Source organism: Phycisphaerales bacterium (assembly GCA_020852515.1).
Taxonomy (GTDB): Bacteria; Planctomycetota; Phycisphaerae; order Phycisphaerales; family UBA5793; genus UBA5793.
Window position 1 is genome coordinate 150,315 of record JADZAS010000011.1, and the last position, 25,569, is coordinate 175,883.

Annotated in this window: 22 protein-coding genes and 1 tRNA gene; 16 read left to right on the top strand and 7 right to left on the bottom strand. The window is 64.7% G+C overall.

From position 1 onward, the window contains the following. The first annotated feature begins 71 nt into the window (after positions 1-71). From tnpA to IT430_05445, 6 genes are all read left to right on the top strand, one after another. Positions 72-524 (top strand): IS200/IS605 family transposase, encoded by a 453-nt coding sequence (gene tnpA, locus IT430_05420; protein ID MCC6907363.1) that lies wholly within the window; start codon positions 72-74, stop codon positions 522-524. 272 nt (positions 525-796) lie between these two features. Further along, positions 797-2,563, top strand: a complete 1,767-nt coding sequence (gene aspS / locus IT430_05425; protein MCC6907364.1) for an aspartate--tRNA ligase — start codon at positions 797-799, stop codon at positions 2,561-2,563. A gap of 33 nt (positions 2,564-2,596) precedes the next feature. Next, positions 2,597-4,627 carry an asparagine synthase (glutamine-hydrolyzing) gene (asnB, locus tag IT430_05430; GenBank protein MCC6907365.1) on the top strand — a complete coding sequence of 677 codons (2,031 nt, stop codon included), beginning with the start codon at positions 2,597-2,599 and terminating at the stop codon, positions 4,625-4,627. Between the two features lie 46 nt (positions 4,628-4,673). After that, positions 4,674-5,429, top strand: coding sequence for a CvpA family protein (locus tag IT430_05435; GenBank protein MCC6907366.1), 756 nt, complete (start codon positions 4,674-4,676; stop codon positions 5,427-5,429). A gap of 138 nt (positions 5,430-5,567) precedes the next feature. After that, positions 5,568-6,614: a complex I NDUFA9 subunit family protein gene (locus IT430_05440; GenBank protein MCC6907367.1), complete on the top strand. Its 1,047-nt coding sequence runs from the start codon at positions 5,568-5,570 to the stop codon at positions 6,612-6,614. 80 nt (positions 6,615-6,694) lie between these two features. Beyond that, positions 6,695-8,044, top strand: coding sequence for a dicarboxylate/amino acid:cation symporter (locus IT430_05445; protein ID MCC6907368.1), 1,350 nt, complete (start codon positions 6,695-6,697; stop codon positions 8,042-8,044). A gap of 16 nt (positions 8,045-8,060) precedes the next feature. Here IT430_05445 and IT430_05450 read toward each other — a convergent pair whose 3' ends face one another. The 3 genes from IT430_05450 to IT430_05460 are packed head-to-tail and all read right to left on the bottom strand — an operon-like array spanning position 8,061 to position 9,254. After that, complete coding sequence (locus tag IT430_05450) at positions 8,061-8,420, bottom strand: hypothetical protein (GenBank protein MCC6907369.1); 360 nt, start codon at positions 8,418-8,420, stop codon at positions 8,061-8,063. A 37-nt stretch (positions 8,421-8,457) separates the two neighbouring features. Then, the gene (locus tag IT430_05455; GenBank protein ID MCC6907370.1) at positions 8,458-8,847 is read right to left on the bottom strand and encodes a hypothetical protein; all 390 of its coding nucleotides are present in this window, start codon (positions 8,845-8,847) and stop codon (positions 8,458-8,460) included. A gap of 26 nt (positions 8,848-8,873) precedes the next feature. Continuing rightward, positions 8,874-9,254, bottom strand: a complete 381-nt coding sequence (locus tag IT430_05460; GenBank protein ID MCC6907371.1) for a hypothetical protein — start codon at positions 9,252-9,254, stop codon at positions 8,874-8,876. Positions 9,255-9,421: 167 nt separating this feature from the next. Here IT430_05460 and IT430_05465 point away from each other — a divergent pair, with 167 nt between their 5' ends. The 3 genes from IT430_05465 to IT430_05475 all read left to right on the top strand — a co-directional run bounded on the left by IT430_05465 (position 9,422) and on the right by IT430_05475 (position 13,476). Then, complete coding sequence (locus IT430_05465) at positions 9,422-10,555, top strand: aminopeptidase (protein ID MCC6907372.1); 1,134 nt, start codon at positions 9,422-9,424, stop codon at positions 10,553-10,555. Between the two features lie 369 nt (positions 10,556-10,924). After that, on the top strand, positions 10,925-11,905 hold the full coding sequence (locus IT430_05470) for a type II secretion system protein (protein MCC6907373.1): 981 nt from the start codon (positions 10,925-10,927) through the stop codon (positions 11,903-11,905). A 596-nt stretch (positions 11,906-12,501) separates the two neighbouring features. Continuing rightward, positions 12,502-13,476 carry a prepilin-type N-terminal cleavage/methylation domain-containing protein gene (locus IT430_05475; protein MCC6907374.1) on the top strand — a complete coding sequence of 325 codons (975 nt, stop codon included), beginning with the start codon at positions 12,502-12,504 and terminating at the stop codon, positions 13,474-13,476. 193 nt (positions 13,477-13,669) lie between these two features. Here the strand turns inward: IT430_05475 and IT430_05480 are convergent, their stop codons facing one another. From IT430_05480 to IT430_05495, 4 genes are all read right to left on the bottom strand, one after another. Beyond that, positions 13,670-15,016, bottom strand: coding sequence for a DUF2254 domain-containing protein (locus tag IT430_05480; GenBank protein ID MCC6907375.1), 1,347 nt, complete (start codon positions 15,014-15,016; stop codon positions 13,670-13,672). 157 nt (positions 15,017-15,173) lie between these two features. Then, on the bottom strand, positions 15,174-16,661 hold the full coding sequence (locus IT430_05485; GenBank protein MCC6907376.1) for a mechanosensitive ion channel: 1,488 nt from the start codon (positions 16,659-16,661) through the stop codon (positions 15,174-15,176). 257 nt (positions 16,662-16,918) lie between these two features. Further along, a tRNA-Pro gene (locus IT430_05490) sits at positions 16,919-16,993 on the bottom strand. 116 nt (positions 16,994-17,109) lie between these two features. Beyond that, positions 17,110-18,066, bottom strand: a complete 957-nt coding sequence (locus IT430_05495) for a serine acetyltransferase (GenBank protein ID MCC6907377.1) — start codon at positions 18,064-18,066, stop codon at positions 17,110-17,112. Between the two features lie 478 nt (positions 18,067-18,544). On the opposite strand from IT430_05495, the gene IT430_05500 reads away from it, so the two are divergent. The 7 genes from IT430_05500 (at position 18,545) to IT430_05530 (ending at position 25,567) form a co-directional block, all read left to right on the top strand. Then, positions 18,545-18,850, top strand: coding sequence for a hypothetical protein (locus tag IT430_05500; protein ID MCC6907378.1), 306 nt, complete (start codon positions 18,545-18,547; stop codon positions 18,848-18,850). 229 nt (positions 18,851-19,079) lie between these two features. Further along, the gene (locus tag IT430_05505; protein MCC6907379.1) at positions 19,080-19,829 is read left to right on the top strand and encodes a hypothetical protein; all 750 of its coding nucleotides are present in this window, start codon (positions 19,080-19,082) and stop codon (positions 19,827-19,829) included. After that, a complete protein-coding gene (locus IT430_05510) occupies positions 19,826-20,212 on the top strand; it encodes a hypothetical protein (protein ID MCC6907380.1) in 387 nt (128 codons plus the stop codon). The genes IT430_05505 and IT430_05510 overlap by 4 nt, the downstream gene beginning before the upstream one ends. 27 nt (positions 20,213-20,239) lie before the next feature. Further along, positions 20,240-23,530 (top strand): ATP-dependent helicase, encoded by a 3,291-nt coding sequence (locus tag IT430_05515; GenBank protein ID MCC6907381.1) that lies wholly within the window; start codon positions 20,240-20,242, stop codon positions 23,528-23,530. Positions 23,531-23,727: 197 nt separating this feature from the next. Next, positions 23,728-24,222, top strand: coding sequence for a DUF2752 domain-containing protein (locus IT430_05520; GenBank protein ID MCC6907382.1), 495 nt, complete (start codon positions 23,728-23,730; stop codon positions 24,220-24,222). Next, the gene (locus IT430_05525) at positions 24,219-24,914 is read left to right on the top strand and encodes a hypothetical protein (protein ID MCC6907383.1); all 696 of its coding nucleotides are present in this window, start codon (positions 24,219-24,221) and stop codon (positions 24,912-24,914) included. Before IT430_05520 ends, IT430_05525 begins: the two co-directional genes overlap by 4 nt. Beyond that, complete coding sequence (locus IT430_05530) at positions 24,911-25,567, top strand: hypothetical protein (protein MCC6907384.1); 657 nt, start codon at positions 24,911-24,913, stop codon at positions 25,565-25,567. The genes IT430_05525 and IT430_05530 overlap by 4 nt, the downstream gene beginning before the upstream one ends. Positions 25,568-25,569: the final 2 nt, after the last annotated feature.

The following is a 25,569-nucleotide window of genomic DNA, read 5'->3' on the forward strand; positions in this document are numbered from 1 at the left end:
GGACAGGTAAAGTAGTTTCGTTCTTTCACCCCGGCAGGGGTGATGGAGGCGTGTGAACGAAGGAGGACGTCATGCCCGGCACCTATTCGCAACTGCTCATGCACATCGTCTTCTCCACCAAGAATCGCGAGCCGTGGATTGCGAGCGAAGTTGCTGAGCGTCTCTACCCCTACATGGGCGGCATCATCCGCGGCGAGAAGGGATCACTGCTCGAGATCGGCGGCGTGGCGGACCACATTCACCTGCTCATTCGCTGGAGGCCTGATGAGTCGGTGTCAAATCTGATGCGCACCCTGAAATCCAAATCATCGCTCTGGATTCACCAGACCTTCGCCGACTTGGCCCCCTTCGCCTGGCAAGAGGGTTACTCGGCATTCTCCGTGAGCAAGTCGCAGGAGAATGCGGTCCGCGCGTACATTCTCAATCAGCCGCAGCATCACGCGCGCGAGGACTTCAAGACCGAATTGATTCGGTTTCTATGCGCGCACGAGATCGAGTATGATAAGCGGTACGTATTCGATTGATGTGGACGTGCCGGCCCGCTCCTTCGCCCCTTCGGGGCTGAGTCGCCTCACTTGATCGACGTCCACGGGTTCCGCCGCGCCCAAAGCGACGCGGCTCCACCCGTGGCTACGCGCCCAAGCCCCTCCGGGGCATGAGCGGACGAGACATCGCAATGTGATCACGCTCGTTCGCGCTTTGGGTCCTTTTCGCCCCATTTCGCACGGACGGGACGCCCATGCTCCGCTCCTTTCCCCTCGCGCAAAACCCCCGGCCCGCGCGTACCATCTTCGCCATGCTCAAACGCACTCATAAATGCGGCGAACTCAGGGCCGAAAACGTCGGCCGGACCGTCACGCTCAACGGCTGGGTCGATTCCTATCGCCACCACGGCAGCCTGATCTTCATCGACGTCCGCGACCACACGGGCGTCACGCAGCTCGTTTTCGACCCCGACCAAGGCCGCGAGATGTACGACCTCGCCGCGACGTACCGGCGCGAAGATGTCATCGCCGCCCAGGGCAAAGTCGTCAAGCGGCAGAGCGTCAACGCGAAGATCCCCACCGGCGAGATCGAGGTCGTGGCGAGCAAAACCGAGCGCCTCAACAAGTGCGCCAAGCCGCCCATGCTGCCGGACGAATCGCGCGATGACACCGGAGCGGTTTCGGAAGACACGCGCGTGCGCTACCGCTACATCGACCTGCGCCGCCCGCGCATGCAGCAGATCATCCGCACGCGCCACAAGGTGACGCAGATCATCCGCAACACGATGACGGAGATGGGCTTCTGCGAGATCGAGACGCCGGTGCTGTGCAAGAGCACGCCCGAGGGCGCGCGCGACTTCCTCGTGCCCTGCCGCCTCATGCCGCGCACGTTCTACGCGCTGCCGCAGAGTCCGCAGATTCTCAAGCAGATCCTGATGATGTCGGGCTTCGACCGATACTTCCAGATCGTCAAGTGTTTCCGTGATGAGAACCTGCGCTTCGACCGCCAGCCGGAGTTCACCCAGTTGGACGTCGAGATGGCGTTCGTCGAGCAGGATGACGTGTTCGCCGCGTTCGAGCAGGTCATCCGCGCGGTGTGGAAGCAGCTGCTCGACGTCGAGGTCGGCGAGATTCCGCGCCTCACCTACGACGAAGTCATGAACACCTACGGCAGCGACAAGCCGGACCTGCGCTACGGCGTGAAGCTCTATGACATCACGTCCATCGCCAAGAAATGCGACTTCCGCGTGTTCACCTCGGCGGTCGAATCCGGCGGCGTGGTCAAGGCGATCGCCGTGCCCGGCGCGGGGTCGTTCTCGCGCAAGCAGACCGATGCGCTGGCCGAGTGGGTCAGGCAGTTCGGCGCGGGCGGCCTGCCGACGACCAAGGTCACGGCAGGCGGCAAACTCGAAGGCGGCATCGCCAAGTTCCTCGACGCCGTCGCGCCCGAACTCATCGCCACGCTCGGCGCCAACGACGGCGATCTCATCTGCTTTGCGGCGGACAAGCTCGACGTCGTCAATCGCGTGCTCGGCGAACTCCGCCGCAAACTGGCCAACGAACTCAAGCTCGCCTCCGACAACCAGTGGGCCATGTTCTGGGTTGTGGACTTCCCGCTGTTTCTCTGGAACGAGGAAGACCAGCGCTGGGACAGCGCCCACCACCCCTTCTGCGCGCCGCGGCCTGAGCAGCTCCACCTGCTCGAAACCGACCCGCACAAGATCACCGCCCAGACCTATGACTTCGTCATCAACGGCCACGAGATGGTCAGCGGCTCGATCCGTATCCACCAGCCCGAGGTGCAGCAGAAGATCTTCAAACTGCTCAACATCTCCGATGAAGAGGCGAAGGATCGATTCGGCTTTCTCATCGAGGCGATGTCCTACGGCTGCCCGCCGCTGGGCGGCTTTGCCATGGGCCTCGACCGCCTCGTCATGCTGCTGTGCAAAACGGACAACATCCGCGATGTCATCGCCTTCCCCAAGACGCAGACGGGCGCGGACCTGATGATGCAGGCGCCCTCGACGGTGGATGCGAAGCAACTCGACGAGCTGAACATTCGGTTGAAGCCGGAGTGAGCGCGCGGACTCGGGTCGGTTAGACTTCTCCGCATGTGCGGCATCGGCGGCATCCTGCGCACCGACGGCCAGCCCATTCCCGAGGAGTGGCTCGATGCGATCGATGCGCGCATCGCCTACCGCGGGCCGGATGGCGCGGGGCGATTTCGCGATCGCGTGACGTTCACCGATGAACAGGGCCGGCAGCGCAGCGTCGAGGTCGCCTTCGTGCATCGGCGGCTGTCGATCATCGACCATGAGGACGGCAAGCAGCCGATGGTCAGTGAGCACGGCCGAAGTGAACGCGAGGGCCTTATCGCCGTCGTCTTCAACGGCTGCATCTACAACCACCGCGAATTGCGAACGGAACTGGAGGCGAAGGGGCACCACTTTGTCACGGATCACAGCGACACGGAGGTGCTGATCCACGGGTGGCGCGAATGGGGTGAAGAGCTCTTCGATCAACTCGAAGGGATGTACGCGCTGGCGATCTGGGATCATGTTCGCAGGGTGCTGGTTCTGGGGCGCGATCGCTTCGGCGAAAAACCGATGTATTACCGTGCGACGGAATCGGTCGAAGCAGGCGAACACACGCTGTTCGTACCGGTGTTCGCATTCGGCAGCGACGCAGCGGCTTTGCAGACGATCCCGCCACCTGACCCCGTGTGCGGCGACTGGTGTCGTGAACACTGGCTGATCCCGCAACTCACGTTTGGGTACGTCTGCGCGCAGTTTCATGGGCCTGATTCGATCGATATCGCCTCGGCCAGTCCGAATGGCTCGACGATCTTCGACGGCAGCGGGCGCGCACTGACTTCCATCGCGGATCGTGCGCAAACGAGAGTCGGTAAAGCGGGCCCAGGACGGGCGAAACCCGGAGACAACGCCACGGAAATCGAATCTCTGCTGGATCAGGCGGTGGCCCGCAGACTTGAGGCGGACGTTCCACTTGGCTGCTTCCTGTCGGGTGGCGTCGACTCCTCTCTCATCGCATGGTTTGCCAGAAGGCGCAAACCCGACCTGATGACGTTCTCCGTGAGTATGCCGGATGCGCGATTTGATGAATCTGCGTACGCCGAACAGGTTGCAAGGCGCATCGGCTCGGATCACCAGACGCTCGATGTGGCCATCAGCCCGGCGGAAGACCTCACTCATCTCATCAACACACTCGGCCAGCCCTTTGGCGATTCATCTCTGTTGCCAACATACTGGGTGTCCAGGGCGGCGCGGCAGCATGTTAAGGTGGCGCTCGCGGGAGACGGCGGCGATGAGTTATTTCTCGGCTACGAGCGATACCTTGCCGCCCCGGTTCTCTCGAGGTACTGGCAGTGGCTTCGCCTGCTTCCCACCAACTTTCTGCACCGGCGGCATCCGAAATCCCACGCCAACAAACTCGCTCGCCTTGCAGACATGGCCCGCGACTTTCCTGTGCTTGGCGTCATGGGCATGGAGGCAATCTTCACACTCGAGCAACTCAAGGCGCTCGGTCCACACATCAGACGGGGCAGATGGGCGTGCTCGATTGACGAAGATCACAGTGTGCTGCATGGTCTCGCTGCGATGGGTGTACCGGTTGAGCTGCCGGCGCCTTCCGAAGCAATCAGCGATCTGCGCCGGTTCGATCTCTCTCACTACCTCCCCGACGACCTCCTGCGCAAGACCGACACCGCCTCCATGGCGTGCGGCCTTGAAGTCCGCTGCCCGTTCCTCGATCGCGATCTCGCTGCCACCGTGCTCGCCATGCCCGTCGATGAACTCATCCCCGGCGGCGAGCGCAAGGGCCTGCTCCGCCGCATCGCGCGCAAATATCTGCCAAAAGAGTGCGTCGACCGGCCCAAGATGGGATTCGCCATCCCCATCGGCGAGTGGTTCCGCCATGATGACCTGCCGCACAAGGGCTCGGGCATGAAGACGCTGCTGCTCGATCACCTCAACTCCGCCGAGCCTTTCGGCCCGATCGAACTCAATCGCAAAGCCGTGCAGCGCTTCATCGACGAGCACATGGCCGGCAAGCGCGACCACGGCCAGCGCCTTTTTACGCTGCTCACCCTCTCGATCTGGGCGCGAAGCACGGCAAACGCCTGATGCATCCGCGGCCCCGCCGCAGCCGTACAATCGCCCGGAGCATGGCATGACCTACCTCATCCTCATCATCGTGGCGTGCGGCATGGGGGCGCTGGGGTACTGGCGCGGCGGCATCCGCATCGCCTACCGCCTCGCCCCACTCATTCTCGCCTCGCTGCTCACGTGGCTCTTCAGCGGCCTGCTTTATCGCAGCGAGTTCGTCATCAGCACCGGCCTGGCGTGGCCCTTCATCCTGCCCATGGTCATCGGCCTGGCCGGCGGGTACGTCCTGCAGTTCTTCGTGCGCCAACAACTGCCCAAGGAGCCGCACCGCATCGATCGCATCGCGGGCGCGGCGGTCTGCACGCTCATGGCCGTGGTCATGGTCTGGCTCGGAAGCCTCTACTTCGCGCTGCGCGGCAGCGCCGCCGCAGGAATCCTCACGCGCGAGGACACCGGCCCGGCCCGCATGCTCAACAGCGCCATCGTGCGCTGGATCCCCGCGGTGGGCAGCGGCAGCGATTCGCTCATGAGCGTCGTCGAGATCGCCTCGGCGGATGAACAGGTGCGCGCAAAGGCCGTCGAGAACCTCAAGATCGATCACCTGCAGGGGTCCGAGACCTTCCAGAAGATGATCCAGGATGCCGCCACCTACGACGATCTCATGGCGGCGTCGAGCGGCAACTTTCTCGCGCTCTGGCGCCTGCAGAAGAACCCGCTCGTCTACGACTTCTACAAGAGCAGCGAGATGCAGGATGTCATGGCGCGCCTGAGCCTCGCCGACATCGCCCAGGCCGTGCGCGAAGCGCAGGAAGCGCAGTAGCCGCCCGCAACCCTTCCATCTGCTTTGCGGCACGCCGGCGGCGCGATATCATGCACCCGCCCATCCGGTGGTGGATGTCTGCGGCGATCAACCCGTTCCCAGCCAACCATTCAGCACGACCCTGGCCGCGAGGGATTCATGACCGACGAGTCCAAAACCGAGCCCGCACCGCAATCCGACGCACCCGAGACTGCCACCGAGCCGGCTGAAGCGCCGCAGCCCGCCTTCGTCCGCACCGCGGGCAATCTCACCGTCGCGATGACCGGCGCGACCGGCTTCGTCGGCGGGCACATCTGCCGCGCGCTGCTCGAGCATGGCCACGCCGTTCGAGCACTCGTGCGCGATGCGTCGAAAACCGGCCAGCTGCCGCGCTCGGTCAAGCCGATCCAGGGCGACGTTTTCGACCGCGCCTCGCTCGACCGGCTGGTGGACAAGGTCGATGCGTGCATTCACCTCGTGGGCATCATCGCCGAGGAGCCGCGCTACCAGGTCACCTTCCACCGCCTGCATGTCGAGGCGACGGCCAATGTCGTCGCGGCCTGCGAGGCGGCGGGCGTGCTGCGCTACGTGCACATGTCGGCGCTGGGCGCGCGGCCTCACGCCCCGGCGTCGTACCACCGCACCAAGTTCGAGGCCGAAGAAATCGTCCGCCGCAGCCGCCTGTCGTGGACCATTTTCCGGCCGTCGCTCATTCACGGGCCCGACGGCGAGTTCACCGGCATGGTGGCCAAGTGGGTGCGCGGCACGGCCCCGCCGTTTGTCTTCATCCCCTACTTCGGCTCGGGGCCGATGGGAACCGGCCCGGCGCACTTCGTCCAGCCCGTCTACATCAACGATCTCGCCGAGGCCTTCGCCCGATCCATCGAGACCGAGCGCACCATCCGCGAGGTGTACCCCATCGGCGGGCCGGACCGGCTGTCGTGGCGCGAGATGCTCACCATCTTCCGCGACGCCATCGCACCGGGCTCGAGCAAGCGCATCGTCGGCATTCCGGCGTGGAAGGCGCGGGGCATGGCGACGCTGGCCGCCGCCGCCGGGCTCGGCTCCATGCTGCCTTTCAACGTCGATCAGGTCATCATGAGTCAGGAAGATTCGACCTGCGACACCGGGCGCGTTCAGTCGCACCTGGGCCTGGAACTCACTTCGTTTCGCGCCGCGGTCGATCAGTACGCCTCTCGGCTGTAAACTCGATCGTGTCCTGACCAGCGTTCAAGACGTCGACCCGCGACCTCAGTCCCGCCCCCAAGTCCCAGTGTGGAGGCCACATGCGCGGTCACAAACTGCTCAACATCCTCATCTTTGCCGGGTTGCTCGCCGGCGTGGTCGTCGGTTTCCTGCTGCTCAAGTGGTTCGACTCGCAGGGCCTGACGGGCGCGGAAATCGGCCAGAAGATCGCGTGGCTCGCCACGGCCGGCGATCTCATCCTCATCCGCCCGCTCAAGATGCTCATCATCCCGCTCGTGTTCGCCAGCGTCGTCGTGGGCATCACGTCGATCGGCGATCCCAGCCGCCTCGGCCTCGTGGGCACGACGACCATCGTCTACTACTTCGCGACCATGTTCGTGGCGGTGGTGCTCGGGGCGTTTCTGGTGACATCCATCCGGCCCGGCGACGGCGTGAGCCAGAAGGTGGATTTCGACCAGGTGCGCGAGACGTTCGAGAACTCCGACAGCAGCCCGAAGAAGAAGATCGAAGGCGGGCCAAAGGATCTCGGCGGCGCGTGGGGCAACATCCTGCGCCAGGTCATTCCCGACAACGTGCTCAGCGCCGCCGTGGAGGGCCAACCGCTGCCGGTCATCACGTTTGCGATGCTCTTCGGCCTGGCGCTGGGGTTCCTCGGCGAGAGGGTCAAGCCCGCCGTGGACTTCTTCGAGGCTTTCTTTCAAGCGATCATGACGCTCGTGGGCTGGGTGCTCTGGCTCACGCCCATTGGCGTGTTCCTCCTCGTCGCGTGGACGATCGCCAGCCTCGGCGGCGAGGCCATCGCAGCCGTGGGCAAGTACATGATCGTGGTCATCGTCGGGCTCATCATCCACGGCTTTCTCACCCTGCCGCTCGTGCTGTTCCTGTTCGGCCGCACCAACCCGTATCGCTTCATGTGGCGCATGCGGCCGGCGCTCATGACGGCCTTCGGCACCGACTCATCCTCAGCCACGCTGCCCGTTACCATCCGGACCGCGGAGACCGACGGCGAGTGCTCGAAGCGAGCCAGCGGATTCGTGCTGCCCCTGGGCTCGACGATCAACATGGATGGCACCGCACTCTATGAGGCCGTCGCCGTCGTCTTCCTCTTCCAGGTGTTCGGCATCGAACTGGGCTTTGAAGCCCTCGCGGTCGTCGCGCTGACGGCAACGCTGGCCGCGGTCGGCGCTGCGGGCATTCCCTCCGCCGGGCTGGTCACGATGGTGATCGTCATCCAGGCGGTGAACACGTCGCTGGCGGGAACGGGCAAACCCGAACTGCCGATCTGGTCGATCGGGATCATCCTCGGCGTGGATCGCATCGTGGACATGTGCCGCACGACAATCAACGTCTGGGGCGATGCGGTCGGCGCCAAAATCATCACCCGCATCGCACCGGATGACGAAGACCAGCGCGCCGCGGCGATGGGGTGAGATCGTGCGTTCGCTCTTACGGGAACTGCGCTGTGTTGCTCACGCGGCAGGTCCTGCTCTCCACCAGTTGCATTTGCCAGCCGCACGGGTGTGAGCCGGCGTTGCCGTATCGCTTGCCTTCGCCGCTTTCGGTGCCGATGACGTAGACCAGCCAGAGGTTGTCCTGGATGCCCAGTTCCGTTCCCGCGCAGCCACCGGTGGGGATGATGGTGCGGCCCAGGCGCGACGCGATGACGACGCCCTGGCGATGATTCGGCGTCGCCCCGCTCCACTCCATGCAGATGCGGCCCGGGCACTGGCCGGTGAGGGTGAGCGTGTAGTCCTGGGCAACCGCGACATGCCCATTCAACACCGCCGAACAGATGGCTGCGGTCAATACCGGGACTCTCATATCTGCCTCCAGTCCAAACTAGTCATGGCACCGGTTCCACGTTGCTCGTCCTGCACGTGCCGCCCTCGATGAGTTGAACGAATCCACGGCAAACGTTTCCCGCGTTGGCGTGCACGACGCCGCTCCCACTGCCGGTCCCGAGCACCTTAACGAGATAAACCCAGTCGCCCCGACCCAGACCCAGGACCGTTCCAGCGCACGGCCCGCGCCGCAACAGCAGATGTCCCTGATCCGTTCCCCACATGAACCCCTGGACGTGGTCGGGCGTCGCGCCGCTCCACTCCAGCGTGAGGCGCCCCGGACACGTACCTGTCAACGTGAACGTGTAGTCGCCCATGCACGCCGCCGCTCGACCAGCATCAAGAGCGACAGCAGCGATGCTCAACAGCACTGCAACGAGTGAGCGCTTCACGGGAATCCTCCTTGTCGAGCCGCTCATCACGGCATCGTCGACACGTTGCTCGTGCGGCAGGTTCCACCTTCGACGAGTTGCAGGTAGCCGCCGCACGCTCCGCCCGCGAGTACCTCTACCCGGCCGTTGCCGCCCCGGTTATCGCGGCTGGCATACAGCTGCAGTTGATCTTCGCCGAGTCCGAGGATGTTTCCCGCGCACGGTCCGCCAGGGATAACGACGGAGCCGCGTTCTCGCGAATAAACAAAGGCCTGTTGGCGCCCCGGCGTGCCGCCGGTCCATTCCACCACGATCTGGCCCGGACACCAGCCGGCCACTTTGAGGCGATACTCCTGCCCCGCAGCGCCCGATGCTGCGCCCGCGAGGGCAAGTCCAAAGGCGAACACAGCAAACATCCGGTGGCGCATAAGGCACCTCCATGACCGGCGGCGGCGGCAGGTTTTGACCTCGCGCCGCCCCGCCGTCAGATTGTAAGGCAAGTTCGAGACCGCTCGGCCCGCGACGCCAAAACAGTGCCGATTCCCCTACACTCTCCGCGTCACCCCCCCACCCCCTCACGACCCCGGAGCCCCACGTGCGCGACCCACGCCTCACCCGCCTCGCTCAAGTCCTCGTCCAGTACTCGACCGCCGTGCGCCGGGGCGACATCGTCGCCATCGCGGCTGATCCGGCGGCGTTCCCGCTCATCGAGGCGACCTACGAGGCAGTGCTGGCGGCGGGCGGGCATCCGTTCTGGCAGGCGCGGAGCGAAGCGCTGGCCGATTTCTTCCTCGAGCGAGCCAGCGAGGAGCAGCTCAAGTTCATCTCGCCGCTGCAGACGCACCACGTCGAAACCATTGACGTGCACATCGGCTTCTGGGCCGACCTGAACACCAAGTCCCTCAGCGCCATCGACCCGGCCCGGCAGGCCATGCAGGCCGCCGCCCGCAAGCCGATTTCCAAGCGTTTCATGGAGCGCGCCGCCGACAAGTCGCTGCGCTGGGTCGGCACGCTCTTTCCGACCCACGGCAGCGCTCAGGACGCCGAGATGAGCCTGCGCCAGTACGAGGATTTCGTCTTCTCCGCCGGCCTGCTCGATCAGCCCGACCCCATCGCCGCCTGGAAGACCATTTCGCAGGCCCAGCAGCGCGTCTGCGATTACCTCCAGAACAAGCGCGAATTGCACTTCACCGCGCCCAACGGCACCGACCTGAGCGTCGGCATCGACGGCGGCACGTGGATCAACTGCGACGGCCACGAGAATTTCCCTGATGGCGAAGTCTTCACCGGCCCGCAGGATGTCAATGGCACCGTCTGCTACTCCTTCCCGGCGGTCCACGGCGGCCGCGAAGTGCACGACATCCGGCTCACCTTCAAGGACGGCCGCGTCATCGACGCCAGCGCCAGCAAGGGCGAAGAGTTCCTCCACCGCATGCTCGACATGGATGAGGGTTCGCGCCGCCTGGGCGAAATCGCCATCGGCACGAACTACGGCATCACCCGCTACACGAAGAACACTCTCTTTGACGAGAAGATCGGCGGCACGTTCCACGCCGCCGTCGGCGCGGGCTATCCCGAATCGGGCAACACCAACGAGTCTGGCCTGCACTGGGACATGGTCTGCGATCTGCGCCAGGGCGGCCGCATCGCCGCCGACGGCGAAGTGTTCCACGAGAACGGTCGGTTCCTGCGCGAGGGCTGGCCGGGCCAGGCCGGCAGGCCCTGCTAAGCGACAAGTGACTGCTGCGAATGATTTTACGAGTGGCAGACCGGCATCGGCGGCCGTGGTTTGGACCGGTTGCGGGCTTTTGGTAAAAATTCCGACTTTCCGCTTCAAACCTGTGAATTCTGAGGTAGAATCAATCAATATACGGTCCTTCCCCGTCAGCGATTCCGCTGGGCAGGGTGAGGATCGGGCTCGTGGGTATCTCCCGTTCCGGCCGCTCGTGCGTCCGGGGCGTCAGAACAGGTCGGGCAGATGGAGCGCGAGGTGCGAAGGACTCGCGCTGCGTTGCGGTTTCGACGGAACCACCCGGGCTGTGTCAAACGGTTTCGGCAGGACAGCCCAAGGTCAATAGGACACTCGAAAGGGGACGGCATGCACTTCAAACCACTCAGTCTCAACACCAGCGCGGTCCGCAAGCGGGGATTCACCCTCATCGAACTGCTCGTCGTGATCTCGGTGATCGCGCTGCTCATCGGCCTGCTTCTGCCCGCTCTGGCCCGCGCCCGCGCCGCCGCCCGCGCCACCAAGTGCATGGGTAACCTGCGCAACATCGGCATCGGCCTCGAAACCTACAGCCAGGAGTGGGGCGGCGTCGTCTCCAACGGCACGGCCATCGAACTGTCCTTCAGCGCCAACAACGGAATGGTCCCCGGCAGCCGCCCGGCCCACACCGCCGACTGGCTCCGCCTCTTCGGCTGGCCCCCGGAACTGGGCAACGGCAACATGCACTACGGCGTGCTCAACCGCTACTGGTTCTGCGCCATGGCCAAGTACATCGCCAAGCAGGAGACCTCCAAGGCCGTCTATGACGACGTCTTCTTCTGCCCCGATGACCGCTTCTACTCGGGCCGCGCCAAGGAAACGCGCGACCAGTACGCGAACATGATCCACCGCATTTCCTACCTGATGACCGATGCGGCGTTCTGGGATCCCATGATGTTTACCGAGGCCCGCATCGGCGAGATCCTCAGCGAGAATCAGCACTACAACAACGGCAACGGCAACCCCGCCTCCAATGGGCCATCCAACTACAACACGCCGGGTCGACGCTACCTCCGCAAGGAAGAAGTCAAGTTCCCCACCCAGAAGGTCTATGTGTGGGAAGTCAATTCTTTCCACGAGCAGCCCACCCACGGCTACAACGAGCGTGACCTCCAGGCCACGGTTCTCTTCTTCGACGGCAGCGCCGACAAGCGCACCGCCTCGGTCACCGAGAACTACAACCCGAAGCTGTACGTTCCGCTGACCAACCGCATGGGGTGGACGGATGAATCGCTCCAGCCGGGCGATCCGCTGCACTACTACTACGGCGCCACCAAGCACGGCATCCGCGGCCGCGACTTCAACGACTGATTGTCGCCGCCATCTCTGAACACCAGCACGCCCCGCGATACCTTCGCGGGGCGTGCGCCGTTAACGGGGCTGGGACGGGATCGGAAGTGCGGTCTGCCGCTCTGGGACGCGGCTGCCGCGTGGAAGCGCAGAGGCAGGCTCCTCTCACCACGCTGTTCTGCTCGACAACGGGTTGCTCTGCGATCTCGGCGATGCGCCATCCTCTCACGCGTCCTGACTTGGGGCCGCTGGCAACCCCTTTCTTGAGCCAGCGGCATAGCCAATGAACGGCTTTCTCGACATTGCCCGGAACCGCTCACGGCGGCGATGCGTAGCCTTCCGCGCCAACGTCCCTTTTTCTGCGCCGCTTCGGCAGAAGGTGGCTGGAACTCATGCCCCTGACCCCTAGAATCAATCGGGGTGCGCCAACTTGCGGCTGCCTGCCGGATCCGAACGCACAAGCGGAACTCCGGAGGTCCAGCCTGCACTCCGCCAGCGGAAGTAGGCGCGATTTGACGAGAAACGGCCCCGGGCGGCAAGTGGTGTAGCCGTCCGATGAGGGGTCTGGTCTTATTCAACGGTTGAAGATCGAAGAACGCAAACGAAAGGTCACTGCCATGCTCAGCCACGTCTCACGGCGCCTCGCGCGGGGCAGATCGAAGCGGGGATTCACCCTGATCGAACTGCTCGTGGTCATCTCCGTCATCGCCCTGCTCATCGGCCTTCTCCTGCCGGCCTTGGCCCGGGCTCGAGCCGCCGCCCGCGCGACCAAGTGCCTGGGCAACCTGCGCAACATCGGCATCGGCCTGGAGACCTACAGCCAGGAGTGGAACGGCGTCATCTCCAATGGCACGGTTTGCGAGACCATCTTCGCGCAGAACACCGGACTGATTAAGGGAAGTCGCCCGCACTTCAGCCCGACGTGGGCCGAGCTGTTCGGCTGGCCGCCTGAACTGGGCAACGGCGTCATGCACTACGGCGCCCTCAACCGCTACTGGTTCTGCGCCATGGCCAAGTACGTTGCCAAGCAGGAAACCTCCAAGGCCGTCTACGACGACGTCTTCTTCTGCCCCGATGACCGCTTCTACTCCGTCAAGGCCAAGGAGACCCGGGACCAGTTCCAGAACACGATTCACCGCATTTCCTATCTGATGAGCGATGCGGCCTTCTGGGATCCCACCATGTTCACCGAGGCCCGCATCGGAGAAATCCTCGTCGAAAATCAGCACTACAACAACAGCAATCAGGCGAACAACGGCCCGTCAAACGTCAACACGGCCGGTCGCCGCTATCTCCGCAAGGAAGAAGTCAAGTTCCCCACCCAGAAGGTGTATGTGTGGGAAGTCAACTCGTTCCACGAGCAGCCGACCCACGGCTACAACGAGCGCGATCTCCAGGCCACGGTTCTCTTCTTCGACGGCAGCGCCGACAAGCGCACCGCCTCGATCACCGAGACCTACAACCCGAAACTGTACATCCCTCTGACCAACCGCATGGGATGGACCGATGAGGCGCTCCAGCCGGGCGATCCGCTGCAGTACTACTACGGCGCGACGAAGCACGGCATCCGCGGCCGCGACTTCAACGATTGATCGTCGCCGCCAACTCTGAACACCAGCACGCCCCGCGAGAACTCGCGGGGCGTGTTCGTTTTTGCCCGAGATCGATCACTCGCTGCGCTTGTCAAGCCCATTGATGAATCCGCTGATCATGCGGGCAAGTTCTTCGAGCCGGGCTCGGCAGCGACTGTACTGCCCTGCATCGGCGGACCCTTCGGATGTGCTTTCAGCGGCCACTTGCTCTCGCTTCGCTGCATAACTGGATTACCGACTGGCAGCGATTTTCCACCGCCCGGCGGTCCTCTCGTTCGGGCAGACCCTTCAGAGCCCCTCGGGCGATCATTTCAGCGTGCCGCAGGAGCGCGGTGCGGTCCTCTGGTCGATGTACGAATCCCGCGACCACGGCGATCGTTTCCAGCAGGCGGATGGTTACCGCAGCGCTGGAGCGGCTGTATTGCCGAACTTGGTTGAACGCCGCGTCTGTGACCTCCGGGAAGGTATGGCCAGGCGCAATCACACGAAGCTGATTCTGGTGGTCATGGCGATAGTGCGACGGCATAGCTCGTGTCGCCAAACGACACAGGGCGGATCCCAGATGGTCAACGCACATCATCGCCGTGAACGGGTCGTTCAACCCGGGGGAGAGGGCCCGGACCGCGATCTCGACCAGCTGGTTCACCCCGAATTCGATGTCCTGGTCGGAAGTCCGCTGGTTGCCCAGGACGAAATGGGAACGGACCTGCTCGGTCAGCCGGTCGGTCGCTCGACTTTCTGGCCAGATCAGCGCCAGAGGACAACTGGCAACGACGTAGTCTCCAGGCCTTCGCTCCAGTCGAATCACCAAGTCCTCCTCCATCGCCAGCGCCAGCAAAGCCGCACCGTCGATGAACTGGAGATAGCCGTCTCCGTTCGCGCCGACTGGCCGAGCATCCTTGTCGAACGCCTCCAGGAAGCCCACGTCGGGTGGCTCCGCCGGGATCGTCGGCGCTCCCCGTCCGATGTGTTCGGGGTAAAGATCGTCGATTCTCCCGACCAGTTCCTTGCCGATCCGCGCGGCGATCTCGTTGGCCTGGATGGAAACAGAAACATGATGAATGAAGTAGATCAACACTCCAACGCTCGCCACCGCGAGGAGTACGCCGAGGGTGACCGACAGGTGCGGGACGAAGGCGACCTCCTCCGCGCGGCGGATCGTGCGGAGAACGAGCAAGCAGTACAGGAAGGTGGCGATGAAGGTGCCGAGGACCACCTGTGTGGTGCGATCGCTCATGAAATTGCGCAGGAGACGGGGCCCCAACTGAGACGAGGCCAGCGACAGTGCGACCAAGGTCATCGAGAAGACCACACCGGCGATGGTAATCATCGACCCGGCGATGATGCCCAGCACGGCGCTCGCCCCTTCCGCTCCACCGGTGAACGTCCAGCCCAGATTGAGCGCCAACCACTCCGTCAGCGGTTCATCCACGGTGACTCCAACGAATGCCAACGCCACGGCGGCGCCGGCCATGCACGCCGGAAGAAACCAGAAACTGGAACGAATGCGACTCCAGTACTTGAAAAATCGCCCTTTCACGACGACGGCACCTCCTTCGCTCGCATGTCATCCACAGCCAAACAGTTGATTGAACAGAGCTCCGATGAGGATGCCCCGCGGTCCATGCGGTGCGCTGCACCGAGAAAGATGGTGCCGGCCCCGTAAGCCAGGCGCCCGACCTTCGCGCAGCGAATCGTCAGGAAGTGGGCTTGTCATCGGAGCCGCCGCGGAGGAGGTTTACCGTATCGTCGGGCTGGTGCGCCAGTCGAGCCTGTTCATCGAGCGTGTCCGCCTCACTGGAGAGGCCGCCTTCCGCCGCCGTGACGACGGCTTCCGGAGTGGAATCGATGTGTTCGGCCGGCGCTGCGTGCAGTTGGGCGGGATCGCGTTTCGTGGAGTCGGGTTGCGCTGGACCAGGCGAATCGGAAAGCATGGTGACCGGAATGCCCTGCGGAAAGATGACCTCCCGGGCTTCGTCGGGCATGGAGATGCCGTGGTCTTGAAAGGCTCGCTTGATCAGCCGGATGACCGACGAGCGGACCTTGAGCCAGCTGTGCTTCTGGCCGTTCAGCCAGAAGTAGATTCGCAGGTTCACTGTGGCCTTTCCCAGTTCTTCCGCCAGCACCCATGGCTCGGGGTCGTTCAGAACCGCTGGGTGACCCGACAGGACTCGGCGCGCAACTTCCTGCGCGTAGTCGATGCGGTCGTCATATCCGATGCCGACGACGAAGTCTTCGCGTCTGTTGGGGTTGCTCGAATAATTGCGGATAGCGCTCTTGTACACCTTCGCGTTCGGCAACTGACACAACGTCCCGTCCAGCGCCATCAAGACGGTCGTGCGGACGTTGAGCTGCCTGACGTAACCGGTCACGTCCGCGATCTCGACCAGATCGCCGGTGTGGAACGGCCGCTGGACGCTCAGGAAAATGCTGGCCAGGTAGTTCTCCGTGATATCACGGAAGGCGATCCCGACCGCGAGCCCGATCAAGCCCGTGCCGCCAATGATCGTGAGAGCCAGTTGGGTCAGGCCCGATATACGGAGCACAATGTAGAGGCCCGCGACCATGACCAGCACACCAGCCCCGCGGGCGAACAATCCACGGAGCAGTCGAGAGTTGATGCGGCGCCTGAGAACAATGCGGACGCCGTACGTTGTCACCCAAGCAACCAAGGCCGAAACCGCGAGGATGATCAGCGCCAGCATCAGCAAGGGAAGCGCGCGCAGGAGGTCCCGCCACACCGAGGAAAGGCCCGATTCCGCGCTGCTGAAATCCCATGGCGACGACTGCTTGACGGTCATCTGATTGGCGACCGCGGCGACGCCCTGTGTGTTGCCGGCCAGGCTGCTTGCCCACTCCTTAAGTGCATCTGTCTCCGCTCGGCCGCGGAGGAAGACCACGCCCTCTTCCACGTGAACGCTCGGTTCGTGGAACCAGCCAGTCGCGATGAGGATGCGCTCGAGACGGTCGCGGATCTGGTCATCGCGCGCCACCGGCTCGATGTCTACTCGGGCCGCGACGGGTGACACCTTCTCTTTGGCGGGGGATGGTTGCGCGGAAGATTGGTCCTTGGAGTCGGGCGGCGACTGTGCCATGGCCAACGGAACGCCCTGAGACAGGATCAAGCCCAGCAGAAATGCACGGAAAGGGTTTCGATTGGCAATGCTGATCCAAAAGCGGCTCATCGAACGACTGTAGATCGCTCGTGGAACAGGAACGCATGCTCGTGGGGACTCCGTCTATGACCGACTCCGGACGCGGGGTCGCGGGCCCCATCGGGTCGCTTTGATCAGTTCGGACGAAAAGTTCGAATCCCGTCAACCGCTTGCTGAGAAGTGTGTGATCTTGATCACTCAACACCACGGATTGAACCGCAAATGTTTGGGCTTTGGATATAAAAAGCCCTCCGACTGTTCGTCGAAGGGCTTGTTCTTCGCGGAAGTCGGGGCGAGAGGATTTGAACCTCCGACCTCTTGACCCCCAGTCAAGCGCGCTAACCAAGCTGCGCTACGCCCCGTGCGGCCGCGCGAGGCGGCCGGATGCGATCATAGTCGTCGCCCCGCGCCATTGACAGCCCCCCGGACGATCCGATCCCCGCCGGCGAGCCGTTCGCGTCCACCACGGCGCTGTCGCTCAGATACCCGAGCCGCCCCACTCGAACGGGCCGGACGCAGGGTCGGGCCGCTCGCGCAGTTCCGGCCGCGACGCCTGCACGACATAACCCGCGGGGACGGACCGCGTGAGAAACACGCCGCCGCCGATCACGCAGTCGTCGCCGATCACCGTGTCGCCGCCGAGGATCGTCGCACCGGCGTAGACGATGACGCGATCGCCCAGCGTCGGGTGCCGCTTGTTGCCGCGAATGATGCGGCCGCCGCCGTCGGTCGGGAAACTCCGCGCGCCCAGCGTCACGCCCTGGTACAGGCGGCAGTGGCGTCCGATCTGCGTCGTCTCCCCCACCACCACGCCCGTGCCGTGGTCGATGAAGAACGCCTCGCCGATGCTGGCGCCGGGATGGATGTCGATGCCGGTCATGGCGTGCGCGTGTTCGCTCATGATGCGAGGAAGCAGCGGCACGTCGAGGCGGTAGAGCTCGTGCGACACCCGGTGGACGGTGAGCGCCTTGACGCCGGGATACGAGAAGATGATCTCATCCGTGTGCCGCGCCGCCGGGTCGCCGTCGTACGCCGCCTGCACGTCGAGCGCGAGCAGCCGGCGGATCTCGGGCAGGCGATCGAGAAATGCGAGCGTCAGTTCGCGGGCCCGCTGCTGGCACGAACCGCCCCGCCCCCCTTCGCCGCCGCGATCGAGCCCTTGCATGTAGGCCAGCGACGCTTCGATCTGCCGGCACAGGTCGGCCGCGACGCGCTCGGCCGCGTCGCGCACGTGCCCGGCGAGCGACTCGGCGCTGAGCGTGCGCGACCCGAAGAATCCCGGGAAGATCAGCGCGCGAATCTCTTCGAGCAGGCGGATGATCGTGTCGGTGTTGGGCAGGTGCGTCGGCGCGAGGTGGCGCGTGTTGACGGTCAGCCGGATCGAATCGACGATCCGCTCAACGGTCTGGGCCGGAAGTTCAGGAGCGTGGGCCATGCCGAGGCAATCGTAAGGCCGGCCGATGCGGATGTTCTCGCTCAAAACAAAGACCCGCCCGATGGGGCAGGTCCTGTTGAATCTCTGTCGCATCGGGCCGAGCAGTCGGGCAAGACGCTCGAACCCCATTTGCAGGTGGGCGCACGGTTCGGAGGCGGCAACCTTCCACTCTTTGGAGGCTTGGTTTTCGCCCCGAAACTCAGATCGTGCTCCCATGGGGCTGGAAACGGTTCGAGCATGTTGGCACGAGCCGCCCGGCCGACGCAGCAAAGCGATCCGCCGACATCTTACGCCGTTCGCCCGGCGGTGCGCGACATTCGATGCCTTTCCAGCCGATTTTGCGACCAGTGTCCGCCCTGGTGAGCATCCGGCTGAGCAGTTGGCCCGGCACGGTCTGGTTGACACGCCGCCGGGCGCGGGCTAGAACACAGTCTGACGTGCGGTGGAAGAGCGCCATCCCAACCCAGCGAGAAAAGCCATGTCACGAAACGCCAAGTGTTTCCGTCTTCTCACGATCGGGGTTCTTGCCGCCGCGATGATCGGCTGCGAATCCAATGACGAGGCGAGCCTCGAAGAGGCCAGCCGCGTCGATCCCCAGAAAGTCAACGACGAAGTCTTCTGGGACCACACGCCCGAACTGCTGACCGTCACCGATCGTCCCGATGACACGGCCGGTCGCATCACGCGCCGCTTCAACTATGACAGCCGCATGTTCTGGGAAGACTGGATCAACGCGTGGTACTGGGATCGGCCCACCCGGCTCAACCGCCGCCCGATTCCCTGATCCATCTGACCTGATCTGAATCACTGCATCCCCCGTTTCGCCGGCCGCTGCTCAGGCAGTCGCCCGCGAGGCGGGGGATGTCATTTGCCGGCGCGCTTCCGTGCGCACGCGGCGGCTGCAAATGCGCCGCCTCCGGCGAGTTTGCGCCGCCAGCCGCGATTGCTTCTTGCATTCTCTCGCCCGTGCTCCATCCTGCGGTCATTGCAGGCCCTTCAAACGGAGCACGACCATGAATCGAAGTCCACTCGCCTCAATGGCCACGGCGATGCACACGGTGTCCCTCGCGGCAGCCCTGTTCATCGCACCTTCCTGCGCAGCGCCGCCCGCGAGTTCGACAGCCGCGCTCGATGCGCTTGATGACATCCACCGGCGCGTGCTGGCGCATGAAACGGACGCAACCGAAACGACCGCCGCCCTGGCCGAGACCGTGTGCGACGCGGCGGCCGAGCGCCTGCGGCTGGCGCTGCTGCTCGACCTCGATGCGTTGCAGTCGGCCGCAGGACGGCCCGATGAGGCGCTCATCGAGCGCGTGCTGCGCGAGGGCTCGGATAACGCCGTGGTCGAGGAGATCAGAAGCGGCCGACTTTCGCCTGAGCAGGCGCTGAGGCTCGTTTCGGATGCGGCCGCAGCGGCTGATCTCTCGCCCGAACCGCGTCAGGCGGCCGAGCAGCGCCTCATCGAGCGCTTCGCGCCCTGGCAGCGCCTGCAGGAGAGTCGCCGCGCACTGCTCGAAGGGCTTGAGTCCCGCAGCGCAGCGGCCCGGGTCCTGCTCGATGAAGCCGTGGAACTCACCGCTGCAGTGCGAAGCGCGACGGCCGCACGCCGGGCCGAGCCGATGCGATGGCGCGCCGCCGCCATCCAGACCTCCCGTCTGATTGAAGATCAGCAGTTGCGCTCCGCGACGCGAGAACTCATCGAAGCGCTGATGCCCGCCCAAGATGCGCAAGCGAACACAACCACAAGGAGCAATGACCAGTGAACCACGACATCACCGACATTGACGCCAGCGCCCTGGCCATCGTCCTCGACTCGACGGGGCCGGTGACGCTTGCGCCTGAGCAGGCCGCGCTCATGCGATCGCTGCTTGAGCAGTTCGCCGCCGACCAGGTGACGCTACTCACGCTCGAGCGGCGACTGGCGCGGCACGAGCAGGCGGGTGAGCGGCTGGATCGCGCGCTGACCTCGGGCCTCAATCTGCTCGCCAGCCGACTGGATCGACCCGCGATTGGCTCGGACTTTGACCTCGCCGAGTCGCGCCGGATCCGGGCGGAGCTCGCCGAGCAGGTGGCGCAGATGCAGCAGCCTCAGGAGATCTGGGCCGCCGCCGCGCGCACCGCGCTGGCGCTGGTTCGCCTGCTCTGATCGGTGGCCATCGGTTACAATGAGCCGATGGTTGATGAACTGGTGGAGATCGAGGCGGCGGCGAGGCTGCCGCTCAACGAGGCGCAGCGCGAAGCGGTCTACGACCGCCAAGGACCGCTCATTGTCCTTGCCGGGCCCGGCACAGGCAAGACGCACGTCATCACCCATCGCATCTGCCGGCTCATCAACGAAGATGGCGTCGAACCCGAGACGATCCTCGCCCTGACGTTCACGAACAAGGCCGCCGAGGAGATGCGCACCCGCCTGGCGTCGATGCTCGGCTCGCCTTCGCTCGCCGAGCGGCTGGTGGCTTCGACTTTTCACAGTTTCGGCCTTCGGCTCGTGCGGCAGTTCGGCGATCGGGCCGGCCTGCGCTCCGAGCCCGATCACATCGACGAAGCGCAGCAGAAGGCGCTGATGCGCCGTGTCGTGGATGAGACGGGTGTCGGCCGGGAGAAGTGGTTCTACGACCCATACTCGGTCGTGCCCGTGGCGCTCGACTTCGTGAGCGAGGCGCGAAACTACGCCATCTTTCCCGCCGCCGCGCTGGACTACGCGCAGCAGTGGATGACCCGGGCGCGCGACAACGAGGCGGAACTCGCCGGCGAAGACCTGATCGCCGAGCAGGCCCGCGCGGATCGCTTCATGAGCCTGGCGCGACTCTACGACGCGTACGAACGCCTCTGCCGGCAGCGCGGCGTCGTGACCTTTGATGATCTGCAGACGCTGCCGCTGCAGATCCTGCGCGAACACTCGAGCCTTCGCGCCATCGTGCGCAGCGACTACCGGCACATCATTGTGGATGAGTTTCAGGATGTGAACCCCGCGCAGGTTGAACTGCTCAAGTGTCTTGCGGGGCCGGAGCACGACCTGTGCGTCGTGGGCGATGACGATCAGGCGATCTACGCCTTCCGCGGGGCGATGCAGAGCAGTTTCCGACGCTTCGCCGAGCACTGGGCCGGCACGCGCACCATCACATTGACCCAGAACTACCGATCGTCTCCGGTCATTCTCGCGGCGGCCGACGTGATCATCCGCGGCTGCAGCGACCGGTTCGCCCCGGACAAGACCACCGTCGCCGCCGGCGTGAATCGAGACGCGGACGAACCGATCGAGATGGTGCGCTACCGCGGCACGTCGGGCGCAGGACCGGTGATCGGCGGCATGATTCAGAACGCCGTCAAGGACGGCGCGGCGTATCGCGACTTTGCCGTGCTGGTGCGATCCAACACCGACCTGGAAAGGATCGCCGCGTCGCTGCAGGTGCTTGAGATCCCGGTCGAGATGCCCGAACGCGGCCAGGCGTTCGAGCATCCAGCCGTTGCTGACGTGCTTTCGTGGATGCGGCTGCTGGCCGACGAGCACGAAGACACCGCGCTGACGCGCCTGCTGCTGCGGCCGCCGTATGATCTTGATCTGCCGACTGTGTCGGCGTGGTCGCTGGCCCATCGGCGCGGTGCGGCGGAAGCGGCCCGCGCCGGCGATGAAGACGCCGCGTCGCGCCCGTTCGTGCACTGGATTATCAGCCGCAGGCCGACGGAAGCCGCGGAGAGATTCGCCCGGCAGTACCTGCAGCTGGCCGAAGTCGCGCTGAGCCAGCCGGCCGACACCCTGACGCGCGCCATCATCCACGCAACGGGCGCGCTGACGATCGATCCGGTGGACTCGATCGAGCACCGCGCGCGTGTCGAGCAACTCGGCCGGTGGCTGGCGTTCGTGAGCGAACGGCTGGGCAACATCGACCCGCCGCGCCGCGTCGGGCAATTCATCGCGTATCTCGATGATCTCACCAACGGTTCGCTCGATTCGATTCCCGCGTCGGTCGAGTCGCGGCTCGACTCGGGTTTTGAACTCTCCGATCGCGACGCCGTGCGCCTGCTGACGGCGCACGGCTCCAAGGGGCTCGAGTTCGAGACGGTGTTCATCCCGCGCGTGAACGGGCAGTTCGGCTATCCGACGATGAACCGATCCAGCCGCGACGAGCAGTTGCTGCCTGACGAGCTGACGCGCGGCCAGACCTCGACGCACGACGACGATGAGCGGCGCGTGTTCTTCGTCGCCATGACGCGAGCGAGGCGGCGCCTCGTGCTGCTGGCGCAGGCCATGCACGATTCGGGGCGCAAGTGCTCTCCCTCGGTGTATTGGGACGAAATCGAGGCGGCGGCAAGCGACACCCTGCCGCTGGAGATGCTCGATGCCGCGACGGGTGATGCCGCGCTCGAGGCGACTCAACTCGGCGTCGGCGGCGAGATCAGCAAGCCCAATCGCTCGGTTCGCGACCGGCTGAAACTGAACCTGCGCAGCGAGATCTTTAGCCTGCTGCACGACCTGAGCGATCCCGCTCTGCCGGTCGGGCAACTGGCGGCGCTGCGGGATCGGCTGCGCGCTGCCGCGCTGCAACTGCCGGTGCTGGCGGCCGAATCGCCGGCGCGACTGCGCGCGGTGCTCGCCGCGGCCGACCCGGGCGACCGCGCGACACTTGAAGCTCTAGTTGAAACGCTCGAGCGCGATGAACCGCTCGTGCCGCTGATCCCCGGCCCCAAATCGCCACTCGAACTCAACTTTTCAGAACTCGATCTCTACCTCCGCTGCCCGCGCTGCTACTGGCTGCGCCACGTCGTGGGCGTGCCCGAGGCGCAGGCCGCCGCCGCGAATTTCGGCTCGATCATCCACCGCAGCCTCGAGTTCTTCTACGAGCGCCTTCGCCAGGCGGAGAACAACCCCGACCACATTGCGCTGCCCGACATCGATGACCTGATCAAGATCGGCCAGGATGCTTACGACGAGATGCGGCCGCCCGAGGAGATCCGCTCGCACGAAATGGCCGAGCGCATCGAGCGCGCCCTGCGGCTGTACCACGACAGCATGCACTCGCCGAATCTGCACGTGCTGTACACCGAGGAGCGGATTCGCTTCCCCTACCTGTGCAACGGCCAGACGCACTACATCACCGCCCGCATCGATCGCATCGATCTCGATGACGCGGGCATCCACGTCATCGACTACAAGACGGGCAAGCCCACCAGGACCCGCCTCGAACCGAGCAAGGCGGATCTGCAACTGGGTATTTATTACATGGCGGCGGCGGATCGCTTCGGACCCGAGCCCGAAGGCACGGCGGAGTACTGGCTCACCCGGACCAGTCAGCGCGGCGTGCTCGACTTCGCGTCGATCGACCTGAAGCGCATCTGTGCGAAGATCGACCAGGCCGTCTGCGGCATACTCGAGGGCTGCTGGGAGGCGGGCGAGCGGTGCGGGCGCTGCGAGGAACTGCTCACCGGCACGCAGGCGGGTCCTCCCGAGGGCGACGACGAGTAGTTTGAGCCGCCTTTCCCCGAGGTTTCGTGGCGGATCGACCGGCAGGCGGGTACTGTTACGCTTGGCGTCGAGCGTCCGGAAGCGGAAAACGGCTTCAATTGGTTGAGTCCGGCCCTTTTGGTGGAATTCGGGGGCCTTGGGCGCATCCAGCCTCACAGAGGGCCCGGGGCCGGGCGGCGTTGAAGATCGGACAGGGTATGAACGAGGTATTGCGGGATCCGATGCCGGCTGTCGGCCATCTCCTCGGACCGGCGTCGCGCAACGCGGTCGTCGAGCGGTCGGTCGCGGCCGTGGTAGCCCTGGCGTGCCTGGCGCTGCTGTCGGTCGCGGCGTGGCTCGAGCCTTCGCCGAGTGGAGTGGGCACGCACACCCAACTGCTGCCGCTCCAGTCCTGCGCCTGGATCGCCTATGCCGACATGCCGTGTCCGACGTGCGGGATGACGACTGCGTTTGCACACGCGGCGGACGGGCATCTGATCAAGTCCTTCATCACCCAGCCGATGGGCTGCCTGCTGGCGATCGGCACGGCTGCGGCGTTCTGGGTATCGGTGTACATCGCGTTTACGGGCTCACCCATCTGGCGCGTCTTCCAGCGCATGTGGCGGCCGAGCGTCGTCTGGATTCTGGGCGCGCTGCTGCTGGCGGCGTGGGGGTACAAGATCTGGGCCCTCAAAGGAGGCATCGGCGTATGAAAGCAATCATTGCACGGCCGTGTTCATGGCTTGCCGCAGCGCTCTGCGTGGCGGGCCTGGGCGTTTCCGCCGGCTGCGACGCCATCGGGTTCGTGGCGCAGGCAGTCGATTCAGAGACGGAAGTCGAGTTCAAGGCGCAGTACGAAGGCCTGAACGGCAAGCGCGTGGCCGTGCTCGTCGATTGTCCGCTCGATGCGCAGTACGAGCATCCGACGGCGGTGCCGCGGCTGTGCGAATACCTCAGCGCCGGGCTGCACGAAGCGTGCGAAGGGGCCAAGATCCTGCCGCCCGGCTACGCCGTCGCGTACCAGGCCAACAACATCTACTGGCCCACGATGGAGATTCCCAGGCTGGCCGAAGCGCTCGGCGTCGAACGCCTGGTGATTGTCGATCTCGTCGAGTATCGCCTGCAGTTGCCGGGTAACAGTTATCTGTGGGACGGGGTGATCATCGCGGATGTCAACGTGTTCGAAGCCGACGGGGCGGACCCGATGACGCCCACCTTCACGGAGCGGGTCAAGGTGCGCTACCCGCCCATGGATGGCGTTCAGCGCGACCAGGTGCCCCAGGCAATCATTGAACAGGGCCTGCAGGTCAAGTTCGGGCAGGAGGCCACCAAGCTGTTCTACACCTACACGCGCAAGAAGGGCGACATCGACGCCGACGCCCGGAAGGAGCGTCACCGTCTATGAGACTGATCCAATCCATGCTGCTGCTGGGCGGCCTGGCGGTGCTGCTGCTCGCCGGAGCGGGCTGCAATCTCGTCGGAGCCGGAACGTATCTCATCAGCGGGCCCGAAAAGACGCCCGCGAAGTACACCCTGCCGCAGCAGACCATCGTGGTGTTCATCGACGATCGCGCCAACGTGCTGCCGCGCTCGCGCTTTGTGAACCAGATCGCCATGCGTGCGACCAATGAAGTGCTCAAGGTGCAGGAACTCGTGCCCGAGGCGATCGATCCCGCGGCGGTGAATCGCGAAGCAGCGCGCGAGACCACCGGCAACATCATGTCGATCGAAGAGATCGGCCGCAAGGTGCACGCGGACATCGTCATCTACGCCGTGCCCCGCCAGTTCACCCTGGTGGATGAGCGCGGCACGATCCCCACGTGCATCATGGAAGTAAAGGTCGTGGAGACCGAGAGCGGCGCGCGACTCTGGCCGCCGACGACGGACTACGAGTACCATCGCCTCACGGTCGAACTGGCGTACAAATCCACGTTCGAGTACGACCCCAACAAGGTGGATGAACTTCAGCGGAAGTTAGCCGACGTGACGGGGCTGCGGCTGGCGCAACTGTTCTACGCCCACGAAAAGAATCCGCTGGACGCCCAGGTCTCGGATTGAGC